Source organism: Desulfitobacterium dehalogenans ATCC 51507 (assembly GCF_000243155.2).
In the GTDB taxonomy this organism is placed as follows: Bacteria; Bacillota; Desulfitobacteriia; order Desulfitobacteriales; family Desulfitobacteriaceae; genus Desulfitobacterium; species Desulfitobacterium dehalogenans.
Window position 1 is genome coordinate 1601986 of sequence record NC_018017.1, and the last position, 21517, is coordinate 1623502.

Genomic DNA, 21517 nt, shown 5'->3' on the forward strand with positions numbered 1-21517 from the left:
TGGCAATGGCATTAGAGTAAGGGACTGATATCCCTGGTGTAGAACAGGTTGAGCCGATGAAGGGCTCTCGTACAGGCAATATAGAGAAGATTTTTGTCGTCTTCGCTGTAATAATGTTCTTGATCGGCATCACAGATGAGTACGGCGTCAAACTCAAGGCCTTTCGATAAATAGACAGGGATAGTGAATACTCCGTTTAACTCCATCTGAACATCATCTTTTATCACCTGAATAGGGATCTGATCCTTCAGCCGCTGATACAGGGAACCGGCGTCTTGTTCAGTTTTACAGATTAACCCGATGGATTGATAACCTTTTTTCCGGCAAGTGTTAATCTCATGGATCATCAGCTGATCAAGAGCCGCTTGATTGGGGGCTGTAAAGACTGCCGGCTCATCTCCTTCTCTGCTGAAACTATTGAGTTTAAAGCCTGGGTCGAGAAATTTAGTGCTGTACGTCAATATTTCCTTGGTGCAACGAAAGCTTTTATCCAAAGTCACAAGGGCTGAATTTTGCTTGCTGAATACTTTGCTTGCCTGGTCATAGAGGGATAAATCTTCCTGTTTTCCTACGGTTTGTTTTATATCTCCTAAAATAGTATAGCGGGATTTGGGGAAGAGAGCATGGAGTATTTCAAAATGAAGGGGATAGTAATCCTGAGCTTCGTCGATGACCACCTGTTTTATATCTTTATAATCGGTATAGCCCTTTGTTTTTAAGTGGAGAAAGGCTAAGGCCAAGGCATCATCATAGGGTAAATAGTCCTTTTTAAGATTGTCACAGGTGAAGTCGATAATCTCCTCTATGCAATTGGGCAGTTGGATACCTCTTGCCAAACGATAAAAGTAGTTTTTATCACTGAAGAGCTTTTGGTAAAGTTCGGTACAGTCGAACTCGGTAAATTTCCGTATTTGATGAAGCAAAGCGGTGCTTTCAAGAATGGATAACCTGCGGGCTGCTTCTTCTACAGCAAAATCCTGTCCAGTTTGTTCGCTGATAAAGGTTTTTAGCTTTTCAAGACGATTTTTTCGCTGTTGGTGGACTGATTTTAAAATGGATTTCTCCAATTGCTTTAAGGAAGAGCTCAAGGGAGCTTGTTTATAGTCTTTGAGCAGTTTAGCTTTCAATAATTGCCGGCTGGCCATGGTCTTCCCGTCATAATAAATATCACTGAACTGAATCCTGCGATGAGGCAAGTCATCAATAAAACGTTTTAATATCTCTATAAACTGGCTTGAACCTTTAAATGCCATGCTTTTTTTCAACAGCATTCTGTCTTGGATGCCGCCGGGAGAGAGCAGAGCTTCCAAAAATTGATTCCTGGTTTGGATAGCTTCACACTGTAAAACCTTGCGAAGTATTTCATCAAATACCAGAGAATGGACATTACTCTCTCCCAGTTCGGGCAAGACATTGGCGATGTACTTTTCAAAGAGGGTATGGGGAGAGATAATGACGATATCGTTACTGGATAACTTAGCCGCGAGACCCTGATACATCAGATAGGCTACGCGATGGAGTGCAACAGAGGTTTTTCCACTTCCTGCAGCTCCCTGAACCATCAGCAAATCCATTTCCATATCGCGGATAATCATATCCTGGTCTCGCTGGATGGTCTCGACGATGGTTTTCATTTTGGAAGAAGCATTTTGGGAAAGCAGCTTGCGCAAGAATTCATCAATGATCTGAATATCCGCGTCGAAGAAATAGTCCAGTTTTCCCTTATTGATTTCATATTGACGTTTTAAATTGACCTCTCCGGTTATTCTTCCGCCGGGAGATTCATAGAACACTTTCCCTGTGCCAAAACGGTAAAATACACTGGATAGGGGAGATCTCCAGTCATAAACATAGATTTCATGGGTCTCATCATCTTGGAGGGAAGACCGTCCGATATAAATAGTCTCAAATGAGTCCTCGTCATCGAACTTGAAATCAATCCGCGCAAAGTAGGGTGAATTAATCAATCTCTCTAAGGCCAGGATCTTGTTGGCATCCCGCTCATATTCTGAGACTTTTTCCGATACGGGATTGGCGTATTGGCTTAACTCCACAAGCTCATGAAAATTATCCATGGACCAAAGGCCGGATATAGAATGAGAGGTATCTTCCCGCATCTCTTGCTTAGCAGAAAGAATGGCCGCTTTATTATCTTCGCTCCTTAATCGGACAGAAGATAAGTGTTTTTTAGCAATGGATAGGGTTTGTTCCAGACGCCGGTATTCAAAATCCAGTTCCGCCTGATTATGCTCCAAAGTCCAACCCCCCAGTCAATGCTGACGATTATTACTCACCTATATTACACACATTAAAGGAAAATTATAAGAATATTATTTCAAAAATTTTGATGGTATAATTAAATTAGGAGGATAAACGCCGCCCACCGGAAGATGGAGCGGCGTTTTTTATTGATTCCAGAAAAAATCTCCTCAAATATTATTGACATATGTCATAAACGAGATATAATAAAAATGTAATTGACATATGTCATTAAACCAAAGGGAGGTGAACTTAATGCCAAGGCCCATGAAATGGAGAAAAGTATGCTGTCTGCCTGAAAGTAATCGATTCGGTCCTCTTGACTTCAATGCGGAGGACAAGAATCATGTAAGAATGACTGTTGATGAATATGAGACCATAAGACTTATTGACCTGGAGGGGTTTACCCAGGAAGAGTGTGCGAAAAAGATGAATATCGCCCGCACTACGGTTCAAGGTATTTATATTGAAGCGAGAAAGAAGCTGGCTGAATCCTTGGTGAACGGTAAAGTGCTGTTAATTGAAGGAGGGGAATACCGGCTTTGCGACGGTTTGGGAAATGGTTGCGGCCAGGGCTGCCATAAGCGAAGACGCAGAATGGGTTGCTCAGGTGAAGAGGAACAAGGAGACAATTGAAAGGAGGATTCTTGATGAAGATAGCGATACCTGTAGATGAAAAGAACCTGGAAACCAATGTATGTGTATCCCTTGGACGGGCTCCCTATTTTCTTATTTATGATACGGAAACGAAAGAAAGTGCATGAGGAGCATTGCCAAAGGGAGGGACTGCCCTTTGTGGGGAAAATACCTTTTGATTCCGATGCGGTAAAAGCGATTAATAGGGGACAAAGCATCGTAGATAGTGACTGTGTATCAGGATCAGCAGTAAAAGAGATTCATGGCAAAGTTATAAATTTGCTGTTTGAAGAAATACCAATCTAACGATAAAGGAGACAAAATTATGAGCGAACAATGCACTGAAAGCTGTAGCAGTTGTGCCGAGGACTGTGCAGAACGAAAAGAAGGCAAACCTGATTTCTCCGCAAAGCTCCATGAGAAGAGCAGCGTCAAAAAGGTCATCGGTATTGTCAGCGGCAAAGGAGGGGTCGGCAAATCCCTGGTTACCTCCCTCCTTGCGGTTACTATGAGGAGAAGGGGCTATCAGGCGGCTATTCTTGATGCAGACATTACAGGGCCTTCGATCCCGAAAGCCTTTGGCATCAAGGAAAAAGCCAGGGGCGGTGAATCCGGCCTGCTCCCTGCTAAAAGCAGGACAGGCATAGATATCATGTCGATCAATTTGCTTTTGGAAAAGGATACGGATCCTGTCATCTGGAGAGGGCCGGTTATCGCCGGGGTAGTGAAGCAGTTCTGGACGGATGTTATCTGGGAGGATGTAGACTTTATGTTCATCGACATGCCGCCTGGAACCGGTGATGTTCCTCTCACTGTGTTTCAATCCATACCGATGGATGGGATTATCGTCGTAACCTCTCCTCAGGAGCTTGTATCCATGATTGTGACCAAAGCAGTTAAGATGGCAGAGGTGATGACTATTCCCGTCCTTGGTCTGGTTGAAAATATGTCCTATTTTAAATGTCCTGACAACGGCAAGGAGTATCAGATATTTGGAGACAGCCATATTGAAGAGATCGCTGCCGAGCATAATTTAAAGATTCTGGCCAAATTACCTATTGAACCGAAAATAGCCGCTGCCTGCGATCAGGGGACCATAGAGCTGTTTGAGGGAAATTGGTTTGATCCGGCAGCGGAAGTCTTAGAAAAAATGGAGGGAAAGAAAAATGCTTAAAATTGCGGTAGCTAGTGAAGAGGAAAGAGTGGCGGAGCACTTTGGCCACTGCGTAAACTTCAATATTTTTGAAGCTGAAAAGAGTCAGATTGTTAAGAGAGCGTGCATACCCAACCCTGGGCATAAGCCTGGTTTTCTTCCCAACTTCCTCAATGAGATGGGTGTCAATGTGATTATCTCAGGTGGTATGGGTGGCGGTGCCATTGAAATCTTTAATGAGAAGGGTATTGACGTCATCACTGGAGCAGCCGGTAATGCCAAAGATGCTGCAAATGAGTACCTTAAGGGAACCCTTAAATCCACCGGTTCCGTTTGCCATGAACATCAGCATCATGGTGAATGCGGAGAGTAAATTCAGATATAGGCAAAGGTGTTCCTATTAGTAACTGAATAATATATCTTGATTGAAGTAAGTTGAGTACACTCACTTACTTCTTCTTTTTGGTAAGTTATGAGCCAATAGGGACTAATCCTCTTCATAAGTTATTCATAGCTCATTCACTGAGTCATCAAATTTGCTTGTTATAATGCATATAGTTTGTGAATAACATTTTTAAAGGAGAAAAGCATGGACAAAATCAGAGAATTGGTAGTCAAAACTAAAGAATTAAGAGATGAATTATACTCCATTACTTATGGGGAATGCAAAGAGTTCTATGAAGACGAAATGGTCTTTAATACTGAAATGAAAGAGATCAGATTGGATTTGAATTATGCCTATGACAAATTAGAGGCTATGGTTCACTACATAGATGGTGAATATAGCTGTCTGGGCTGCGGCAAATGGTTCTCACCTCCCAGGGGCACGGACAGCGATGAGGACCATATGTGCTCAGAGTGTCAGGAGAAATTCAGTGAAACAATTGAATTGGATTTACAGGATGTACTTCAATAGGTATAAGTGTGAAGGGATTAAAGATGAAGAAATTTGAGAAGCTGTTCATGATCGGCATACTGATTGTAAGCAGTATTTTGGTGGGAACGATGACCCTGGCAAAATCCGATAAAGCCAATGCCAATATTGTCATTGTCATTGAAAATGAGGTCAAGGAAAGGATTCCCCTTGTGGTCAAAGAGGAAACTCAAACCCATGAATTTAAGTTTAGGGATCAAACTGGTTATCTTGAAGTGAAAAACGGTAAAGTAAGAATGCTTGAGATGCCTAAGGAGATTTGCCCCGAAGGGATTTGCTCTAAAACAGGCTGGATTGATAGTTCAACTCAGGCCATTGTTTGTTTACCCAATAAAATTATCGTCACCATACAGGGATTAGAAAATGATACAAGGGAATAGGGGAGGTTGAATATGGCGCCGATTTTATTTACGATGGGGAATTTTTCGCTCCGCTCCTATGGAGTTATTGTCGTTTTCGCAATCCTATTCGGTTTGGCAGTTGCTTATCTTCTTACATCAGATAAGGACTACAGGGACTATTTATTCGATGTGCTTATTTATGGGATCATCGGTGCCATAATCGGGGCCCGCTCCTGGCAGGTCTTTTTTTATGAATGGGATTATTATTCGCAAAACTTAGCAGAGATTCCTATGATTTGGCATGGGGGATTGGCGATTCAAGGAGCCCTGGCAGGTGCTTTCTTTGCCGCAGTCATTTATGCAAAGGTTAAGAAGATTAACTTTTGGCGTTTAGCAGATAGTGCGGCACCAGGATTAATCCTGGGTCAGGCCATCGGGCGGATAGCCTGTTTTCTCAATGGAGATGCCTATGGAACGCCTACCGGATCGAATTTTGGAATCGTTTACCCTGAAGGGACACCCGCCTATGCAGCGTATGGGAGTCAGCCCCTTTGGCCGGCAGAAGTATGGGAAGGACAATGGGATGTTATTGTTTTTGTCATACTTCTCATCCTTACTCGTTGGCGGAAATGGCCTCAAGGCATTATTTTCCTGGCCTACATTATTCTTTATTCGATTGGCCGGTTTGCGCTGGAGTTCCTCCGCGGGGACAGCCCCTATCATTGGCTTAATTGGACCTCGGGCCAATGGACCAGTGTGGGGATGATGATCATAAGTCTTGGAGCTGTTTTGTTTTTGAGAAACAAGTGCCATGCTTAGAACTTAAAGGAAGAAGCTAAGAATACTTGAATATGGTTATTCCCAAGGCTTAAGAATCTCTCCAAGTAAATTCAGTTCTTTAACCCCTCTCTTGGACATAAAAATACCTTAGAAGGTCGAGAGAGGGGGGGGAAGAATGGATTCGTTGGTTCACTCTTTAATGCTTGGTATGGAAAATGGATCTTGGTGGTTCATGGCTTCGATGTTTGTGGGGGGAATTGTTTTATCCATTAATCCCTGCATGGGGGCAATGGTTCCCTTGGTATTAGGCGGATCACGTCAAGAAGGGTATAGCCGGGTTGTACAATTTATATTAGGGTTTGCCTTAACCCTTATGCTGATCGGTGCCTTGGCTGCACGAGTGGGGATACTCTTCCGTTTACCAGGTATGTACTGGACGATATTCTTAGGTGCTTTATATCTTGTCGCAGGGGCGATCATGCTGGGCTTCAGGTTTCCGGTCAAGGTCTCGGGGTTTTATGTTACCCAGAGAAGAGGCCCCTCCCGACCTATTTTCCCAAAAGGCTTGAGTCCCTGGATGCTGGGAAGTTTTTTCGCTTTAGCTCCTTCCCCCTGCACCACACCGGTTATCCTTATGATCAGCGGCACGGCGATGGCCAGCGGCCAAATTATTTACTCTGCCTTAGGCTTAGGAGCTTTTGGACTGGGGCATAGTCTCCTGTTAGCCATGGCCTTTCTCCCCGGGGTAAGAGGACTATTTAAAATGAACAGGTGGACCCGACAGCTGCGCCCGGTTATAGGCATTCTCTTGATTCTGCTCTCAGGCTATATTCTGGTGACACAACCTGGATTTGAACATTCAGTATCAGGGCATCAACATTAAAAATACTGCAGGAACAATTGAACAGATTAAAAAAATGGCTGCAGCCTTGGTTAGGCTGCAGCCATTTTTAGAGGGTGATGTATTAAAGGTTGTAGTTAGTAGAGCTAAGGCCTTGATTCATCATATTAGAACCGTAGCCTCCGCAATGTTGGCCATAAAAGCCTCCCAGATCCCCGTTATCAATGGCCTGATTGCGATAAGTTTGGTCTTGGTCGATGAATTTTTTGGCGGATTCAGCTTCTTCTTTAGTGATTGCACCGGCTTCTGCTTGTTTTTCCACGATTTGTTTTTGTAAACTAAACATTTGGCTGTAAAGGTCTTTAAGTTCACCGGCTTTAGATAAGTCTGTTTGAGCAAAAGCTGTTGTGGCTCCGCCGATCAAAAGGGCTATGGTGAGGAGTCCTAAGGCGATTTTCTTTTTCATCTATCTATCCCTCCAATAAGTGTGTATCCAATACTTTGGATTGTCTTAACACCTATTAGCTTAGCCTAAAGTTATGAAAAGCTTGGGAAGATGATTTGAAGATCCTGTGAATTTAGAGGGTTTTATTTCACAGTGCCTTGCCCTGTGAGCAAATGCCTATCATTAAGTATGAGGGGAGTAGTATAATAGAAACAAGTTGGTGATAGCATGAATTACATTATCAAATACGGTAGAAATTTTGCGGCCATTTCAGATCGAGTAGAAGCGGATTCCCATAAACATTGGCTGCTGCAAATGTTTCTTTCCGGTAAACAAGAACTGGATATTAAAGTCAAGGGAGAGCTTATCCCTTGCAAGGCCCTGCTGGTCAATATGGATACAGAGCATGCCTTCAACACAAAGGGTGAGGTCCATTTTACGATGCTGATTGACCCGACAACAGAACTGGGCCGGGCGATAAGGCACCTGTTAAAGGAACAGCCTTTTTATGTGTTGCCCCAGGCAGATACGGCCCTTATGCAGCAGGCTTTTGGCAAAGCCCTTGCCCAGAAGGACCCTGGTTTCCTATTGTCCTTTGTGCGGAATATGATATCTTATTTTGCCTCTCATGATAGCATAAGTTTCGATGATCGGATCATGAACGTTTTGAATCTCTTGGATCACTGTGTGGATGAAGACGAGTATCATCAGCTGAAGTATTTTTCTAAGGAAACTCATCTTTCCGAAAGTCGTTTGGCCCATCTGTTCAAAGATGAAACGGGGATTCCTTTAAAAAGTTATCTCGTTCTGCATAAATTGCAGCGAGCATACGAGTCGATCTTTGACAGTGAAACGATAACGGCAGCGGCCCTTAAAGCCGGATTCGACAGTCCGTCCCATCTGGCCTATACCAATAAAATGATGACAGGAATGTCTGCGACGAACATCATAAAAGATAGCGAGTTTTTGAAAGCTTTCTGACGAGTAGTGCGGTAATGTGTAATCAAACGGTTAAGGAGGATTGCACCAATGACTCAATACTTGCAAGAAACAAATATGCTGAACTTCCGTCATAGTTCTATACAGAGATTGATTGAAGAAAAACAATGGGCAAACGAAGAGCGTTTTCATAAGATCCAGAAAATCTACAATTTTGTCCGGGACGAAATCGCCTTTGGCTATAATAGGGATGACACTATTGCGGCATCCGAGGTTCTGAGGGATGGCTATGGCCAGTGCAATACAAAAGGAACGCTCATTATGGCTCTTCTGAGAGCAGTTGGAATACCTTGCAGGATTCATGGCTTTACGATTGATAAGCAATTGCAGAAAGGGGCCATGACAGGTCTGATTTACAAACTTGCCCCCCAAAGCATTATCCATAGCTGGGTTGAAATCCAATACGAGGGGCAGTGGTATAACTTAGAGGGATTCATTCTGGATAAGGACTATTTGAAAAAGCTACAGAAAAAATTCTCTGAGAATGAAGGCGGTTTTTGCGGGTATGGTGCCGCTACCGACAACTTACAAAACCCGCAAATCGAGTGGAATGCCAATGACACTTATATTCAAAAAGAAGGGATTAACCAGGATTTTGGGGTATTTGATTCCCCGGATGAATTCTTTGCCATCCATCAGCAGCAGTTATCACCGCTGAGAAAGTGGGTTTATCAAAATTTTGGGCGTAAACTTATGAATCGCAATGTCGAAAAAATTCGCTCTCACTCAGGATGAGGAGCATAATCATGATGCTTATTCCTTAAAACGCCCCTCAGGGGGCGTTTTTTCGTGTGTGAGAAGAAGTGGGCCGGAAGCCTTATAAAAATATATTGACTTCTGAATTCTAAAAGAATATGATCTATATGACTAAAATAGGTTTTTGGTCATATAGATCATATGAGGTGAAAAGATGCCTAGATTTTCTGATGCAGAAAAAGAAATCATCAAAGGGAAACTTTTGGCGGAAGGAGAAAGGTTGTTTGTTGCTTATGGGGTGAAGAAAGTAACTGTCGATGATTTGGTCCAGGCGGCTGGGATTGCCAAAGGTTCCTTTTATGCTTTCTACACCAATAAGGAACATTTATATATGGATATTATTGAACAGTGCCAGATGAAGCTATGGCAAGAACTGGACGACTTTTTGGAGAACCATAATGATCTGAAGCCGAAAGAGCTGACGAAGCAGTCCTTTTGCCAGATGCTCAATGGGGTAAAAGACTATCCGATACTGGTTAAAACAGATTCTTCTGTCATTAGTTATTTGCAGCGTAAGCTGCCCCAGGATGTGCTGGCCGCCCATGTGTTTGAGGACAGCAAAGCACTAGCCAAATTACAGGAATACGGGGTTCTGTTTGCTTATGAACTTCCTGTTGTCGCTAAGGCGCTTCAGGCCTTATATGTGGCCATTGCCTATCTACAGCAAGAAGGATCTGACCATGATGGTGTCATAAACTTGATGCTGGATAGCCTGATTGAACAGATTGTGAGGGACAATCCATGATTAAAGTTGAAAGTGCGTTCTATAAGTATCCAGGCGCACAACGGGATGTTATTCAGGATGTCGGCTTCGAGGTGAAGAAGGGAGAAATTTTTGGCTTTCTCGGGCCGTCAGGTGCCGGGAAAAGCACATTGCAAAAAATCCTGACAGGAGTATTGAGAGACTATAAAGGCAGGGTTCATGTCTTAGGCACGGAAATGAAACACCGTAAAAGTTCATTTTATGAAACGATTGGCGTGGATTTTGAATTCCCCAATTTCTACGGTAAATTTACAGCACTGGAAAATCTGCAGTATTTTGCTTCCCTTTACCATAAAAAAACACTGGATCCGATGAAGTTATTGGAGCAGGTGGGGCTGCAACATGACGCCAATAAAAGAGTATCCAGCTATTCGAAAGGGATGAAGATGCGCCTGGGTTTTGTGCGATGCCTGCTGCACAATCCCCAACTGCTTTTTTTGGATGAACCCACCAGCGGACTTGATCCTTCAAATGCCAGAATCTTAAAAGATATGATGCTGGAGCAGAAAAAAGCGGGAAAAACAATGATTCTTACGACCCATAACATGCATGATGCAGGGGAATTGTGCGATCGCGTAGCGTTTATTGTGGACGGTAAAATTAAAGCACTGAATACGCCACAGGCTTTTCAGGTTAGTCGCGGCACTACGGAGGTATGTTATTCCTATAGAAGGGATGGCCGTACGGTAGACAGGCGGAGCACCCTAACCCAACTGAGCAAAGATGATGAGTTTGTTAAGGCATTGCAAAGCGGCTCACTTCTAAGCATCCACTCAAAAGAGCGGACCTTGGAGGAGGTTTTTATATCTTTGACCGGGAGGCAATTGCAATGAGGCTTTTAATGGCGACAGCTAATGATATACGCTATCAGGCAAAATACGGTTTTTACTTCCTGTATGCATTTATTACTGTAGTGTATAGTGCCATTCTGTATTTTTTGCCCGATCAACACAAGTCAATTGGCGCCTCTCTCATTCTGCTGACCGATCCTGCAACCCTGGGCTTCTTCTTTGTCGGGGGTATTTGGTTGTTGGAAAAAGATGAAGGGATACACAGGTTTTATGGCATTTCGCCATTAAAGCCTATTGAATATCTTTTGGCCAAAGCGTTATCTTTGGCGATGATCTCTACCTTGTCCGCTTTTTTTATTGTTCGTTTCAGCAACCCTGGTTCCGCAGACTATCCTTTGCTGCTTGTCAGCATCTTCGCGGGCTCCTGTATTTTTACTCTGTTGGGCCTGACGATGGCCACCTATTCAAACTCGGTAAACAGCTATATGGTCAGGGGGATTCCTGTGGGAATGGTATTGATACTCCCGCCAATGTTAGTAGCTTTTCATATCAGCCGTCCGGCTTTGGAAATTCTACCGGGTATGATCCTCTGGCAGTTGATTGATCTTTCGATTAAGGGTCAAGTTGAACCTGGAAGTATAGTGCTCTTATTTGGACTGATGATTTGGCTGGGAATTTCCACTTTTATTGCCTTGCTTCGTGTCCCATCAGCACTGCAATCGGAAGGGGGCGGAAAGAAATGAAACAAACCTTTAAGTTATTTCAAATCGGCTTGCGGCAAATAACTTATGATGGCATGCTTTTAGTCCTGCTTGCCGCTCCCTTCTTATTTGGCTTGATGGTCAAGATGGGCCTTCCCAATGCAGATGCCTGGCTATATCAGCATTGGGCCTTTTCTATAAAGCCATGGTATTCTTTAGCCGATGGAATGATGATGACCTTAACTTCGATGCTGTTATCTATGGTTAGTGCCTTTCTACTGCTTGAAGAAAGGGATGAAGGAACCGGGGCTTATTATCAAATAACTCCTCTAGAGGGATATTCTTATCTTGTGGCGAGGATAGGTTTGCCTATGGTGTGGTCTTTTCTTTGTATGATGATAGTGACCATGCTTTTCGGCATAGCCAATCTCACCTTTTTACAGATCATTGCCGCCGGGTTGATCAGTACATTAACAGGAGCAGCGCTGGCTATGATGGTCGTATCCTTAGCCGGCAACCGGGTCGAGGGATTGGCGATATCCAAACTGGCCACTCTCAATGTTCTGGGATTATTGATGGCTTGGTTTGTCCCTATGCCCTATCAATACCTAGGGGCTTTTTTGCCTGGTTATTGGATTGGGGAAATAGTACAGCAAGGGGTAAATTGGTCTTCCTTTCTGGCAGGATTCATGATGTGTATCGCATGGATCGTTGCTTTTACTCGGAAATTTTTACGGAAAATCTGAATTCTCTCCAAACCCTTGTGTGTCTGGCTGGAATGGGGCTGAAGGGCAATCCGGAATGAAATTGGAATAAGCAGGAATATAATAAAAGACTGGAGAATCATTGTAAAAATCAAGAAGATTGGCCGGGATAGATAATGAAGTAAAAAGCGGGGGAGGTACACATGAAACAAATCTCATTGGATGATTTGAATAGGGCAGAACTGAACAATCAACCTGGGCGCACTGCTTTCATAAAAGAGTGGGGCAACTTTGAATTCGATTTCGGCCAAGAAGGTACTTCTAAGTTCTACATTGTGTGTGCAGTCATCGTGGAAGACTCAAATCTTTCCCAGTTGGAAGAATCCCTGGGAAAGATAGGCCTCACTGATGAGGACCAAGTGCGGGTCAGGACTTTAAATGAGATCATCCAGCTGGATTTTACTCTGATTCTTTTAATCGCTGATAAAGTTCGTTTCTTTCAGGATGTTCCTCTGACCAACTTTAAAGGATCGTTTGTCAAACATCTCTATGATCGACTCTATAAGAGCCTGTATCATGCCTATCCGACATTGCAGATTGCAGAAGATCAGACAGGGATTTCCGAATTTCTGGCCGGGTTTAAGGACTATGTCGGAAGGGAGCGGCCGGTACAGAATCTCTTTGACCAGTATAATTTTGACTTCGTGGCCGGCCCTGACCGCGGACCGTCTCAGTTGGCGGAATGGATCAGCGGAACGATCAGCAGGCAGCTCCAGGGAGAAAATACTTCGGATTATCTCAATATTCTCTATTGGAAAATCCTCAACATTGAAAAGATTCCCGGTGACAATGCCGTGAATTTGAATCCTGCCGCCGATAATCGGAAGTTTAATCAGGATATTGCCGACCTGGCTTTCCGCAAGGCCAGAGCCTATATCCGGGAACACGAAAGAGATGAAGAGATCGAGAAGAGGCTGCAGGTCAGTTTTCTCAAGTATTTGATCTTTGAAGCTCAGTATGGCAATCCCTATAAATTCATCACTTCGAAGCAAATCTTGTCTATCCTGTCCAACTATGCAGATACCCGCATCAGCAAAGATTTCCTGTATCGGAAGATCGTCGCTCCCCTCAGGGACGCGCGGGTCGTTCTGGCCAGCAGCCCCCAAGGGTATAAACTGCCTATAAGCGTAGAAGATATTTCGGCCTACCTGCATCAAACCAACTCCATCATCGCGCCGATGCTGCACCGTATGGGGCTTTGCCGGGAGGTAATACGGCAGCAGACCGGAGGTAAGCTGGATGTATTGGCAGAGGATGAGTTCTTGAAGTATAAGAAGTATTTTGATTAATACTGAGAACCCCCGAACGGGGAAGAGTTCCATTGCTTTTTCAGCAAAGTTTCAGCAGGCCTTAAAGAGACTTTCAGGTTGCTTTAAGGATTCTCTCAGCTAAGAGGGTTATGCTGAAGGAGTAGTCTTGACCAAGGTGTACATAGAGGGTTAAGACGAAAAAGGAGGGAATTCAATGAATAAAAAACTTATTGTAGGAGTATTGAGTGCAGCACTCCTGACGGTCGGGGCAACGACTGTGCTCGGAGCGGACGGGGTCGACTCCGCCAAGCTGGCGGAAATCAAGAGTCTGACTCAGCAGATGTACGGGATTCAACAGCAGATTGTGGACAAAGAAGTGGAAGCCGGTCTCCTGACCCAGGAGCAGGCAGATCATCTGAAAGAATCTATCAGCCAGAAGCAACGGCGCAGTGAAGAGGCTCTGGACAATGGTAAAGTACTGGGACTGGGTCTGGAGAAACACCACGGTGTCGGAATGTTTAAAGCCGGTGAGCCGCTGACCGAAGATCAGATCGCGGAGTGGCTGGAACAAGCCCAGACCCGTTTGCAGGCTCAGGAAGAAACCATGAAAAGTTCCGGAAAATTTACGGATGAGCAGATCACAGAATGGCTTGCCAAGGCTCAGGCCCGCCTGGATGAGCAAGCCGAGGCAATGAAGAACGGAACCTTTGCCCCTGGAGACAGGAGCTTTGGCAAAGGGATGCATGACAAAAATCAAATGTAAAAAATTCGCTCTAATTCGGGATGATGGGCATAATTATACCGCTCATTCCCTGAAACGCCCCCCTGGGGGCGTTTTTTCTATGTAATCTTCCCTTAAGTTACCGGAAAACTCAGCCCCCAAGGGAATTGGAATAAGCAGGAATATGATAAAAGCCTGGAGAATAATTGCAAAAACGCCCAATCAAAAGGAGCGAAAAGCATGTATGAATTCTATTGCCGCCTCTATCAGACCCTATTTCGCATGGCCGCCTATGTTCTCCCCTGGCGCCGGCCGGAACTTCTGCAGGGAGAGAACAGCCTACAAAAGCTGCCTGCTCTTATCAAGAAGAAGGGAATCGAACGGGTCCTGGTTGTAACCGACAAAGGTCTTTCCGCATTGGGGCTGATGGAGGGATTTTTAAGCGGTTTAAGGGATGCGGGGATTGTTTTTTTTATCTATGACCGGACTGTCCCCAATCCCACGGTGGATAATATTGAGGAGGCCCTGGGGTTATACACATCGGAAGGATGCCAAGGGATTGTGGCTTTCGGCGGGGGATCGCCCTTGGATTGTGCCAAAGGGGTGGGGGCCCGTCTGGCCAGACCCCATAAAACAATGTCCCAACTGCGGGGAACCCTGAAGATCAGAAAGGCAATACCGCCCCTCTTTGCCGTGCCGACTACTGCGGGGACGGGCAGTGAGACCACCCTTACTGCGGTGATCACGGACAGCGCAACCAAGGAAAAGTATCCGGTCAACGACCTGGCCCTGATTCCCCATGTGGCCGTACTGGATCCGGTGCTGACCCTTAAACTGCCGCCATCCCTCACAGCCACTACAGGGATGGATGCCCTCTGCCATGCCGTTGAAGCTTATATCGGCCGAAGCAACACCCGGGAAACGAAAGAATACAGCAAAAGGGCAACCGCCCTGATATTCGAAAATCTCTACAAAGCCTACGCCGACGGCACCGACCTGGAGGCCCGTGGCCGCATGCTCCAGGCTTCTCATGAAGCAGGGCTGGCTTTTACCCGGGCCTATGTGGGCAATATTCATGCCATTGCCCACGCCTTGGGTGCGTTGTACTCCATCCCCCATGGTCTGGCCAATGCCGTGCTGATGCCTTATGTTTTGGAATATTATGGTCCGGCTGCTCAGAGCTCCCTGGCGGAGCTGGCTGATTGGGCCGGTCTCGTGGCAGCAGGAGATAGTACAGCGGACAAGGCCGCTAAATTCATCGCGGCCATTCAAGAGCTGAACAGGGTAATGCAGATTCCCGATCATATAGAGGGAATCGCTGAACAGGATTTGGACGCCATCGCCGCAAGAGCCTATCGGGAAGCCAATCCTTTTTACCCTGTGCCTAAAATTTTGAGTAAAATGGAATTTGTCAAGATTGTCCAAATGATCCGTAAGGAGGAGGGAGCAACGGAATGAAAGATACTGCACAGATTTTGGAGAAACAGCATCTCTATTTCGCCGGCGGGGAGACGTTGAAACGCGACTTCCGGAAAAAACAGCTCTTGGTTTTACAAAAGGCCGTACAGGAGAGTGAGACTGCCATCATGACGGCGCTGCAAAAGGATTTAAACAAATCTTCCTTCGAAGGGTATGCCACTGAAATCGGCATCGTTCTGGAGGAATTGCGGTTTATGCTGAAAAATCTGGACCGCTTCACCAGGCCCCGTAGAGTCAGAACGCCGCTGGCCCATTTCCTTTCCACCAGCACGGTTTACCAGGAACCTTACGGCGTTGTCCTGATCATGTCTCCCTGGAATTATCCCTTTCAACTGACCATGGCCCCCTTGATCGGGGCTATAGCGGCTGGGAACTGCGTTCTGGTGAAACCGTCGGCTTATTCCCCCCATACTTCCGCTGTGATCCAAAAGATCATTGGCGAGTGTTTTGACGAACGCTATGTGGCGGTAGTGGAAGGGGGGCGTGAGGTGAACCAGGCGCTGCTGGAGGAAAGATTCGACTATATCTTTTTTACCGGCAGTGTAGCCATCGGTAAACTCGTGATGGGGGCGGCGGCCCGGCATCTGACCCCGGTTACCCTGGAGCTGGGGGGCAAGAGCCCGTGCATTGTGGATGAAACGGCTCATCTGGCCCTGGCGGGCCGACGCATCGCCTGGGGAAAATATCTGAATGCCGGGCAAACCTGCGTGGCCCCGGACTATGTCCTGGTCCATAAAAGCAAAAAGGAAGCTTTGATCGAAGAAATCCGCAAAAGTATCCGGCAGTTCTATGGAGAAGAGCCCCATCACAACAGAGATTATCCCAAAATCATCAACGAGAAACATTTCGACCGTCTCCTTGGTCTTATGAACAGCGGGATCGTGGCAGCCGGCGGCCGCTTTAACAGGGAAACCCGCCAGATTGAACCCACTGTCCTGGACGCAGTCGCCTGGGACTCACCCGTGATGCAGGAGGAGATTTTCGGCCCTATTCTGCCGGTGCTGGAATTTGAAGAGGTATCAGAGGTCATCGGGCTGATCAATGCCAGGCCGAAGCCTCTCGCCCTCTATCTCTTTACCACCTCGGCGGCTCACGAGCAGGAGATTCTCAGCCGTATCTCTTTCGGGGGCGGTTGCATTAATGATACGGTGGTTCATTTGGCGACTTCCCATATGGCTTTCGGGGGCGTGGGGGAGAGCGGGATGGGCGGCTACCATGGGGAGGCCAGTATCCGGACCTTCTCCCACAGCAAAAGTATCCTGAAGAAAAGCAATCTCCTGGATGTTCCGCTGCGCTATCCGCCTTTCAAGAATCACCTGAGTCTGTTGAAGAAGATTATGAAATGAGCGGATTGGTCAATATAGTAGTAGTCAGATCAAGCGCAACAATCTCAAAAGACTGAAAAAACAGGAGGATTTACAATGGATAATTATGAAGCCGTTTTGAACTTTTTCGCCAAAGCCGGTCAGCCCGCCCGCACCGGAGATGTGGCGGAGGCCATCGGAATCGACAAAAAAGAGGTTGAAAAGATTATGAATACCCTCAAAAAAGAAGAGAAAATCGTTTCACCTAAAAGGTGCTTTTGGGAAATCAATAAAGCCTGAACAAAAATATCTCCTGCTTCTCGGTGAGTAAGCAGGAGATATTTTTATAGGAAGAAGTCACTCAAGCATCATTCATGTAACCTAAAATTTACATATCTTAATCTGTTGACAAAAGAATATAAGAGAATTAAACTTTACTATGTCAATTGTTAAGCTAGTTAATATTTAATATACTTACCAAATAACAAAAGAGAGGTAGAGAAATGCATAGTAGCAATGCTGAGAAAATCAATGAAATTATGGAGAAATTTCGTAGAAATAGGATCAATAAAAAAAAGACCGGTGAGATTCCGCGCAGTGAGCTCAATCTACTCAAGGTGATCAAAATGAACAGCATTGAAGAGCAAGGGGCAACCATGTCATCTCTGAGTGATCATTTAGAAATCAGTAAATCGGCGGTATCACAGATGGTTAATCATCTGGAGGATGAAGGCTATATTGAGCGGCTGTTTACGAAGAATGACCGAAGACTTGTCTATGTTCGTCTGACTGTTGAGGGCGAGCAGTATATGGCACAAAGATACCAGAAATTCCTGCAGTCCATGACCGAGATCTTTAACCGCATGGGAGAAAAAGATACGGAAGAATTGCTTCGACTGTTAGAGAAACTCTATGACATCGTCAATGATAAGGACTAAGACAAAAGATCTAACCATGGGGTGGAGGAGGCTACATGATTAAATTAGTTAAGTATTTAAAATCCTATTACGGATTTATTCTTGGTGCCATTGCCTTACTGTTTTTACAAGCCAACTGCGATTTGGCTTTACCGGATTATATGTCGGATATCGTCAATACCGGAGTCATGACAGGAAATACGAATTATATCCTAAAAACGGGGACGACCATGCTCCTGATCACTCTTTTAGGAACAGCCGCTTCCGTGACGGTGGGCTATTTTGCCTCGCTGACGGCGGCAGGGGTCGCCCGGGATTTGCGCTCGGACGTTTTTAAGAAAGTAGAACGGTTTACCCATGCTGAGTTCGATCACTTCTCCACGGCTTCCCTAATTACACGGACGACCAACGATATTACCCAATTACAAACTGTGTTAGTCATGATGATTCGTCTGGTGTTTTATGCTCCGATTCTGGGTGTGGGCGGGGTTATCAAGGCCATTTCCAGCAGTCCGTCCATGTCCTGGATTATCGGGATTGCCGTCCTCTGTCTAATCGGGGTCGTGATCATCTTATTTATCGTGGTCATACCTAAGTTTAAAATCATTCAATCCCTGATCGACCGCTTGAATTTGGTGGCTCGGGAAAACATCGAAGGAATGCTGGTGATTCGGGCATTCAACACCCAAAAGTTCGAGGGTGCCCGGTTTGACAAAGCCAACCGGGACCTGCTGGAGACGAATCTTTTCGTCAACCGGGCTATGGCACTGATGATGCCGGTTATGATGCTCATTATGAATCTGGTAACAGTGATTATCGTTTGGGTAGGTGCTAAACATGTTTCAGCCTTTCAAATGGGTATTGGCGACATGATGGCCTATATGCAATATGCAATGCAGATCATTATGGCCTTTTTAATGATGTCCATGATGTTTATTATGTTTCCGCGGGCAGCGGTGGCAGCGGATCGGATTGCGGAGGTTCTGGAGAAAGAGGAAAGCATTGCCGACCCTAAGGAGCCGGTCAGCTTCAGAGAAGATTTTCAGCCCACGATTGAATTCCGGAATGTGAACTTTGCTTATCCCGGAGGGGAAGATGATGTCCTGCACAACATTAACTTCGTTGCCAAAGCAGGTCAGACCACGGCCATTATCGGTTCCACAGGCAGCGGTAAGTCAACCCTGCTGAACCTGCTCATGCGTTTTTATGATGTGACTGCCGGTGAAATCCTTGTGGATGGTCAGGATATCCGCACCGTCACCCGGAGATCCCTACGGGAAAAAATCGGATATATTCCCCAAAAGAGTATTCTTTTCTCGGGTTCCATCCGCTCCAATCTAGCCTATGGAGATAAGAGCGCTACCCAGGAAACCTTGGCCAAGGCAGCGGAGATTGCTCAGGCCACCGAATTTATCGAGGCCAAGGAAGAGGGCTATGACTCGATCATTGCCCAAGGCGGAACGAATGTTTCCGGAGGTCAAAGGCAGCGCCTATCCATTGCGAGAGCTTTGGTAAAAAATGCACCAATCTATCTTTTTGATGATAGCTTTTCCGCTCTTGATCTCAAGACCGATCGGAATCTGCGGGCGGCTTTGAATCGGGAAACCGGGAACAGTACGATTCTTCTGGTGGCCCAACGGGTCAGCACGATTATGAATGCCGAACAAATTATTGTTTTAGACAATGGCCGTATTGTGGGTAGAGGGACTCACAATGAACTTTTGAAAACATGCGAAGTCTATCAGGAAATCGCTTATTCGCAATTAAGTGAGGAGGAACTGGCGAGATGAGTGCTACAGAAAAACAAACAGGGTCCGGGCCTGGTCGTCAGGGTCCGGGCGGAGGCAGAGGGGTTTTTGGCGGTCCGCCCGGGGGGCCTGGCGGGGGTGAAAAGGCCAGGGACTTTAATAAGACGCTCCGAACCCTGATGGGGTATTTAACCCCCCATAAAACAACGATCTCCATCGTGATCTTTTTTGCCCTATTCTCCACCGTATTCACGATTGTCGGACCTAAATTACTGGGCAAAGTCACCACGAAACTGGCGGAAGGGTTATTCGCCTGGTATAACCAAACGGGGCTCCTAACGGATTTCGATTATATCGGTAAAATTATTGGGGCCTTGGTGGTTCTTTATGTGATCTCCTCCATTTGCTCCTACGTTCAAGGGTATCTGATGTCTGGGGTGGCCATGGATGTCACTTACAGACTACGGAAAGAGATTTCGGAAAAGATGAACCGGATCCCTTTGAATTATTATGATACGAGAAACCATGGAGTCGTCCTGTCCCGGATTACCAACGATGTGGATCTGATCAACCAAACCCTCAATCAAAGTTTAAATCAAATCATCACTTCGGCGGCGAGCATCGTCGGTATTTTGATCATGATGCTGTCCATCAGCTGGATGATGACAGCGGCCGCTTTGCTGGTTATCCCCTTATCTCTGGGGATTGTGGGAGTGGTGATTAAACGCTCTCAGCGGTTCTTTAGAGAGCAGCAACACTCATTGGGTGAGCTGAACGGCCATATTGAAGAAATGTATGGAGGCCATAATATTGTTCAGGCCTTCAATGGAGAAGCTGAATCCGTAGCCTTTTTTGAGCGGGTCAATGACCAACTCTATCATTCTGCCTGGAAATCCCAATTTGTCACAAGCATTATGATGCCGGTGATGAGTTTCGTAGGTAACCTGGGCTACGTGGTGGTCAGTATTCTCGGAGGGTATCTGGCTGTTAAAAGAGTTGTGGACATCGGAGATATTCAAGCCTTCATTCAATATATGCGTTCCTTTACCCAGCCCATAGCCCAGCTCTCCTCCATATCCAATACCCTTCAGTCCACAGCGGCTGCGGCTGAACGTGTCTTTGAATTTTTAGCGGAAGCAGAAGAAACTCCGGAAACAGCTCATCCGGTTACCTTAGATCAGTTCAGCGGCCATGTTCGTTTTGAACATGTGAATTTTGGCTACAGCAAGGATAAACAAATCATTCATGACTTCTCCGCGGATATCAAAGCCGGACAGAGAGTCGCCATTGTGGGTCCCACAGGGGCGGGTAAGACCACGATCATGAAGCTTTTAATGCGCTTCTATGAAATTGACAGTGGAAGAATCCTGATCAGTGATCATGACATTTATGACTTTAGCCGCCATGACCTGCGCTCCTTGTTTGGCATGGTGCTCCAGGATACCTGGCTCTATAATGCTTCAATTAAGGACAATATTCGCTATGGTACCTTTGAGGCAACGGATGAAGAGGTCATAGAAGCAGCCAACGCGGCCCATTGCGATGAGTTTATCCGTGCTTTGCCAGGGGGGTATGATATGGTTCTGAATGAAGAGTCCAGCAATATCTCCCAGGGACAGAAGCAGTTGTTTACCATTGCCCGGGCGATCCTGGCCGACCCGAAGATTTTAATATTAGACGAGGCTACCAGTTCCGTGGACACCCGAACGGAAATATTGATTCAAAAAGCCATGGAAAATTTAATGCGTAACCGAACAAGTTTTGTCATTGCCCACAGACTCTCCACGATCCGGGATGCGGACATGATTTTAGTGTTAAGAGACGGTGATATCGTGGAACAAGGAAATCACGAGGAATTGTTAGCGAAGAATGGATTTTATGCCGATCTTTATCAGAGCCAGTTCGAAGAGGCCGAAGCAGTTTAAGATTCGTTTG

24 protein-coding genes and 1 pseudogene are annotated in these 21517 nt (G+C 45.7%); 23 read left to right on the plus strand and 2 right to left on the minus strand.

Going from position 1 to position 21517, the window contains the following annotated elements:
• Positions 1–11 precede the first annotated feature (11 nt).
• Positions 12–2255 (minus strand): HelD family protein, encoded by a 2244-nt coding sequence (locus DESDE_RS07770; protein WP_014793488.1) that lies wholly within the window; start codon positions 2253–2255, stop codon positions 12–14.
• Between the two features lie 259 nt (positions 2256–2514).
• On the opposite strand from DESDE_RS07770, the gene DESDE_RS07775 reads away from it, so the two are divergent.
• The 9 genes and pseudogenes from DESDE_RS07775 (at position 2515) to DESDE_RS07805 (ending at position 6986) form a co-directional block, all read left to right on the plus strand.
• Entirely contained in the window at positions 2515–2895 is a 381-nt protein-coding gene (locus DESDE_RS07775; protein WP_014793489.1) for a DUF134 domain-containing protein, read from the plus strand.
• A gap of 14 nt (positions 2896–2909) precedes the next feature.
• Positions 2910–3020: pseudogene (locus DESDE_RS21090) on the plus strand (NifB/NifX family molybdenum-iron cluster-binding protein); the annotation flags it as partial.
• A 34-nt stretch (positions 3021–3054) separates the two neighbouring features.
• The gene (locus DESDE_RS21825; RefSeq protein WP_158309860.1) at positions 3055–3201 is read left to right on the plus strand and encodes a hypothetical protein; all 147 of its coding nucleotides are present in this window, start codon (positions 3055–3057) and stop codon (positions 3199–3201) included.
• A gap of 19 nt (positions 3202–3220) precedes the next feature.
• Positions 3221–4069 carry an Mrp/NBP35 family ATP-binding protein gene (locus DESDE_RS07780; protein WP_014793490.1) on the plus strand — a complete coding sequence of 283 codons (849 nt, stop codon included), beginning with the start codon at positions 3221–3223 and terminating at the stop codon, positions 4067–4069.
• On the plus strand, positions 4062–4421 hold the full coding sequence (locus tag DESDE_RS07785) for a NifB/NifX family molybdenum-iron cluster-binding protein (RefSeq protein ID WP_014793491.1): 360 nt from the start codon (positions 4062–4064) through the stop codon (positions 4419–4421). The genes DESDE_RS07780 and DESDE_RS07785 overlap by 8 nt, the downstream gene beginning before the upstream one ends.
• Positions 4422–4637: 216 nt before the next feature.
• On the plus strand, positions 4638–4964 hold the full coding sequence (locus tag DESDE_RS07790) for a hypothetical protein (RefSeq protein ID WP_014793492.1): 327 nt from the start codon (positions 4638–4640) through the stop codon (positions 4962–4964).
• A gap of 23 nt (positions 4965–4987) precedes the next feature.
• Positions 4988–5362 (plus strand): NusG domain II-containing protein, encoded by a 375-nt coding sequence (locus DESDE_RS07795; RefSeq protein WP_014793493.1) that lies wholly within the window; start codon positions 4988–4990, stop codon positions 5360–5362.
• Positions 5363–5374: 12 nt separating this feature from the next.
• Positions 5375–6142: a prolipoprotein diacylglyceryl transferase gene (gene lgt, locus DESDE_RS07800; protein ID WP_014793494.1), complete on the plus strand. Its 768-nt coding sequence runs from the start codon at positions 5375–5377 to the stop codon at positions 6140–6142.
• Positions 6143–6278: 136 nt separating this feature from the next.
• Positions 6279–6986, plus strand: a complete 708-nt coding sequence (locus DESDE_RS07805; RefSeq protein ID WP_014793495.1) for a cytochrome c biogenesis CcdA family protein — start codon at positions 6279–6281, stop codon at positions 6984–6986.
• Between the two features lie 82 nt (positions 6987–7068).
• Here DESDE_RS07805 and DESDE_RS07810 read toward each other — a convergent pair whose 3' ends face one another.
• Positions 7069–7410 (minus strand): DUF2680 domain-containing protein, encoded by a 342-nt coding sequence (locus DESDE_RS07810; protein WP_014793496.1) that lies wholly within the window; start codon positions 7408–7410, stop codon positions 7069–7071.
• A gap of 207 nt (positions 7411–7617) precedes the next feature.
• Between DESDE_RS07810 and DESDE_RS07815 the strand changes: the two genes are divergently transcribed.
• From DESDE_RS07815 to DESDE_RS07880, 14 genes are all read left to right on the plus strand, one after another.
• Positions 7618–8370 (plus strand): helix-turn-helix domain-containing protein, encoded by a 753-nt coding sequence (locus DESDE_RS07815; RefSeq protein ID WP_014793497.1) that lies wholly within the window; start codon positions 7618–7620, stop codon positions 8368–8370.
• A gap of 48 nt (positions 8371–8418) precedes the next feature.
• A complete protein-coding gene (locus DESDE_RS07820) occupies positions 8419–9123 on the plus strand; it encodes a transglutaminase-like domain-containing protein (RefSeq protein ID WP_014793498.1) in 705 nt (234 codons plus the stop codon).
• Positions 9124–9298: 175 nt separating this feature from the next.
• Positions 9299–9889 (plus strand): TetR/AcrR family transcriptional regulator, encoded by a 591-nt coding sequence (locus DESDE_RS07825; RefSeq protein WP_014793499.1) that lies wholly within the window; start codon positions 9299–9301, stop codon positions 9887–9889.
• Positions 9886–10740, plus strand: a complete 855-nt coding sequence (locus DESDE_RS07830; RefSeq protein ID WP_014793500.1) for an ABC transporter ATP-binding protein — start codon at positions 9886–9888, stop codon at positions 10738–10740. The genes DESDE_RS07825 and DESDE_RS07830 overlap by 4 nt, the downstream gene beginning before the upstream one ends.
• Positions 10737–11441, plus strand: a complete 705-nt coding sequence (locus tag DESDE_RS07835; RefSeq protein WP_014793501.1) for a fluoroquinolone export ABC transporter permease subunit — start codon at positions 10737–10739, stop codon at positions 11439–11441. Before DESDE_RS07830 ends, DESDE_RS07835 begins: the two co-directional genes overlap by 4 nt.
• Positions 11438–12145, plus strand: coding sequence for a hypothetical protein (locus DESDE_RS07840; protein ID WP_014793502.1), 708 nt, complete (start codon positions 11438–11440; stop codon positions 12143–12145). The genes DESDE_RS07835 and DESDE_RS07840 overlap by 4 nt, the downstream gene beginning before the upstream one ends.
• Before the next feature lie 161 nt (positions 12146–12306).
• Positions 12307–13452: a hypothetical protein gene (locus DESDE_RS07845; protein WP_014793503.1), complete on the plus strand. Its 1146-nt coding sequence runs from the start codon at positions 12307–12309 to the stop codon at positions 13450–13452.
• Between the two features lie 175 nt (positions 13453–13627).
• Positions 13628–14176, plus strand: a complete 549-nt coding sequence (locus tag DESDE_RS07850; RefSeq protein ID WP_014793504.1) for a DUF2680 domain-containing protein — start codon at positions 13628–13630, stop codon at positions 14174–14176.
• Between the two features lie 198 nt (positions 14177–14374).
• Entirely contained in the window at positions 14375–15592 is a 1218-nt protein-coding gene (locus tag DESDE_RS07855) for an iron-containing alcohol dehydrogenase (RefSeq protein WP_014793505.1), read from the plus strand.
• Positions 15589–16959, plus strand: coding sequence for an aldehyde dehydrogenase (locus tag DESDE_RS07860; protein ID WP_014793506.1), 1371 nt, complete (start codon positions 15589–15591; stop codon positions 16957–16959). The genes DESDE_RS07855 and DESDE_RS07860 overlap by 4 nt, the downstream gene beginning before the upstream one ends.
• A 75-nt stretch (positions 16960–17034) precedes the next feature.
• Positions 17035–17217: a FaeA/PapI family transcriptional regulator gene (locus tag DESDE_RS07865; RefSeq protein WP_014793507.1), complete on the plus strand. Its 183-nt coding sequence runs from the start codon at positions 17035–17037 to the stop codon at positions 17215–17217.
• 203 nt (positions 17218–17420) lie between these two features.
• Positions 17421–17855: a MarR family winged helix-turn-helix transcriptional regulator gene (locus tag DESDE_RS07870; protein ID WP_014793508.1), complete on the plus strand. Its 435-nt coding sequence runs from the start codon at positions 17421–17423 to the stop codon at positions 17853–17855.
• Between the two features lie 35 nt (positions 17856–17890).
• Positions 17891–19624 carry an ABC transporter ATP-binding protein gene (locus DESDE_RS07875; RefSeq protein WP_014793509.1) on the plus strand — a complete coding sequence of 578 codons (1734 nt, stop codon included), beginning with the start codon at positions 17891–17893 and terminating at the stop codon, positions 19622–19624.
• Positions 19621–21507 carry an ABC transporter ATP-binding protein gene (locus DESDE_RS07880; RefSeq protein WP_014793510.1) on the plus strand — a complete coding sequence of 629 codons (1887 nt, stop codon included), beginning with the start codon at positions 19621–19623 and terminating at the stop codon, positions 21505–21507. Before DESDE_RS07875 ends, DESDE_RS07880 begins: the two co-directional genes overlap by 4 nt.
• Positions 21508–21517 lie beyond the last annotated feature (10 nt).

Coding starts and splice junctions, on each gene's coding strand:
- DESDE_RS07780 (WP_014793490.1), top strand. CDS start 3,221: ATGAGCGAACAATGCACTGAAAGCTGTAGCAGTTGTGCCGAGGACTGT.
- DESDE_RS07835 (WP_014793501.1), top strand. CDS start 10,737: ATGAGGCTTTTAATGGCGACAGCTAATGATATACGCTATCAGGCAAAA.
- DESDE_RS07850 (WP_014793504.1), top strand. CDS start 13,628: ATGAATAAAAAACTTATTGTAGGAGTATTGAGTGCAGCACTCCTGACG.
- DESDE_RS07775 (WP_014793489.1), top strand. CDS start 2,515: ATGCCAAGGCCCATGAAATGGAGAAAAGTATGCTGTCTGCCTGAAAGT.
- DESDE_RS07875 (WP_014793509.1), top strand. CDS start 17,891: ATGATTAAATTAGTTAAGTATTTAAAATCCTATTACGGATTTATTCTT.
- DESDE_RS07820 (WP_014793498.1), top strand. CDS start 8,419: ATGACTCAATACTTGCAAGAAACAAATATGCTGAACTTCCGTCATAGT.
- DESDE_RS07880 (WP_014793510.1), top strand. CDS start 19,621: ATGAGTGCTACAGAAAAACAAACAGGGTCCGGGCCTGGTCGTCAGGGT.
- DESDE_RS07845 (WP_014793503.1), top strand. CDS start 12,307: ATGAAACAAATCTCATTGGATGATTTGAATAGGGCAGAACTGAACAAT.
- DESDE_RS07815 (WP_014793497.1), top strand. CDS start 7,618: ATGAATTACATTATCAAATACGGTAGAAATTTTGCGGCCATTTCAGAT.
- DESDE_RS07870 (WP_014793508.1), top strand. CDS start 17,421: ATGCATAGTAGCAATGCTGAGAAAATCAATGAAATTATGGAGAAATTT.
- DESDE_RS07810 (WP_014793496.1), bottom strand. CDS start 7,410: ATGAAAAAGAAAATCGCCTTAGGACTCCTCACCATAGCCCTTTTGATC.
- DESDE_RS07865 (WP_014793507.1), top strand. CDS start 17,035: ATGGATAATTATGAAGCCGTTTTGAACTTTTTCGCCAAAGCCGGTCAG.
- DESDE_RS07795 (WP_014793493.1), top strand. CDS start 4,988: ATGAAGAAATTTGAGAAGCTGTTCATGATCGGCATACTGATTGTAAGC.
- DESDE_RS07855 (WP_014793505.1), top strand. CDS start 14,375: ATGTATGAATTCTATTGCCGCCTCTATCAGACCCTATTTCGCATGGCC.
- DESDE_RS07805 (WP_014793495.1), top strand. CDS start 6,279: ATGGATTCGTTGGTTCACTCTTTAATGCTTGGTATGGAAAATGGATCT.
- DESDE_RS07785 (WP_014793491.1), top strand. CDS start 4,062: ATGCTTAAAATTGCGGTAGCTAGTGAAGAGGAAAGAGTGGCGGAGCAC.
- DESDE_RS07790 (WP_014793492.1), top strand. CDS start 4,638: ATGGACAAAATCAGAGAATTGGTAGTCAAAACTAAAGAATTAAGAGAT.
- lgt (WP_014793494.1), top strand. CDS start 5,375: ATGGCGCCGATTTTATTTACGATGGGGAATTTTTCGCTCCGCTCCTAT.
- DESDE_RS07830 (WP_014793500.1), top strand. CDS start 9,886: ATGATTAAAGTTGAAAGTGCGTTCTATAAGTATCCAGGCGCACAACGG.
- DESDE_RS07825 (WP_014793499.1), top strand. CDS start 9,299: ATGCCTAGATTTTCTGATGCAGAAAAAGAAATCATCAAAGGGAAACTT.
- DESDE_RS07860 (WP_014793506.1), top strand. CDS start 15,589: ATGAAAGATACTGCACAGATTTTGGAGAAACAGCATCTCTATTTCGCC.
- DESDE_RS07840 (WP_014793502.1), top strand. CDS start 11,438: ATGAAACAAACCTTTAAGTTATTTCAAATCGGCTTGCGGCAAATAACT.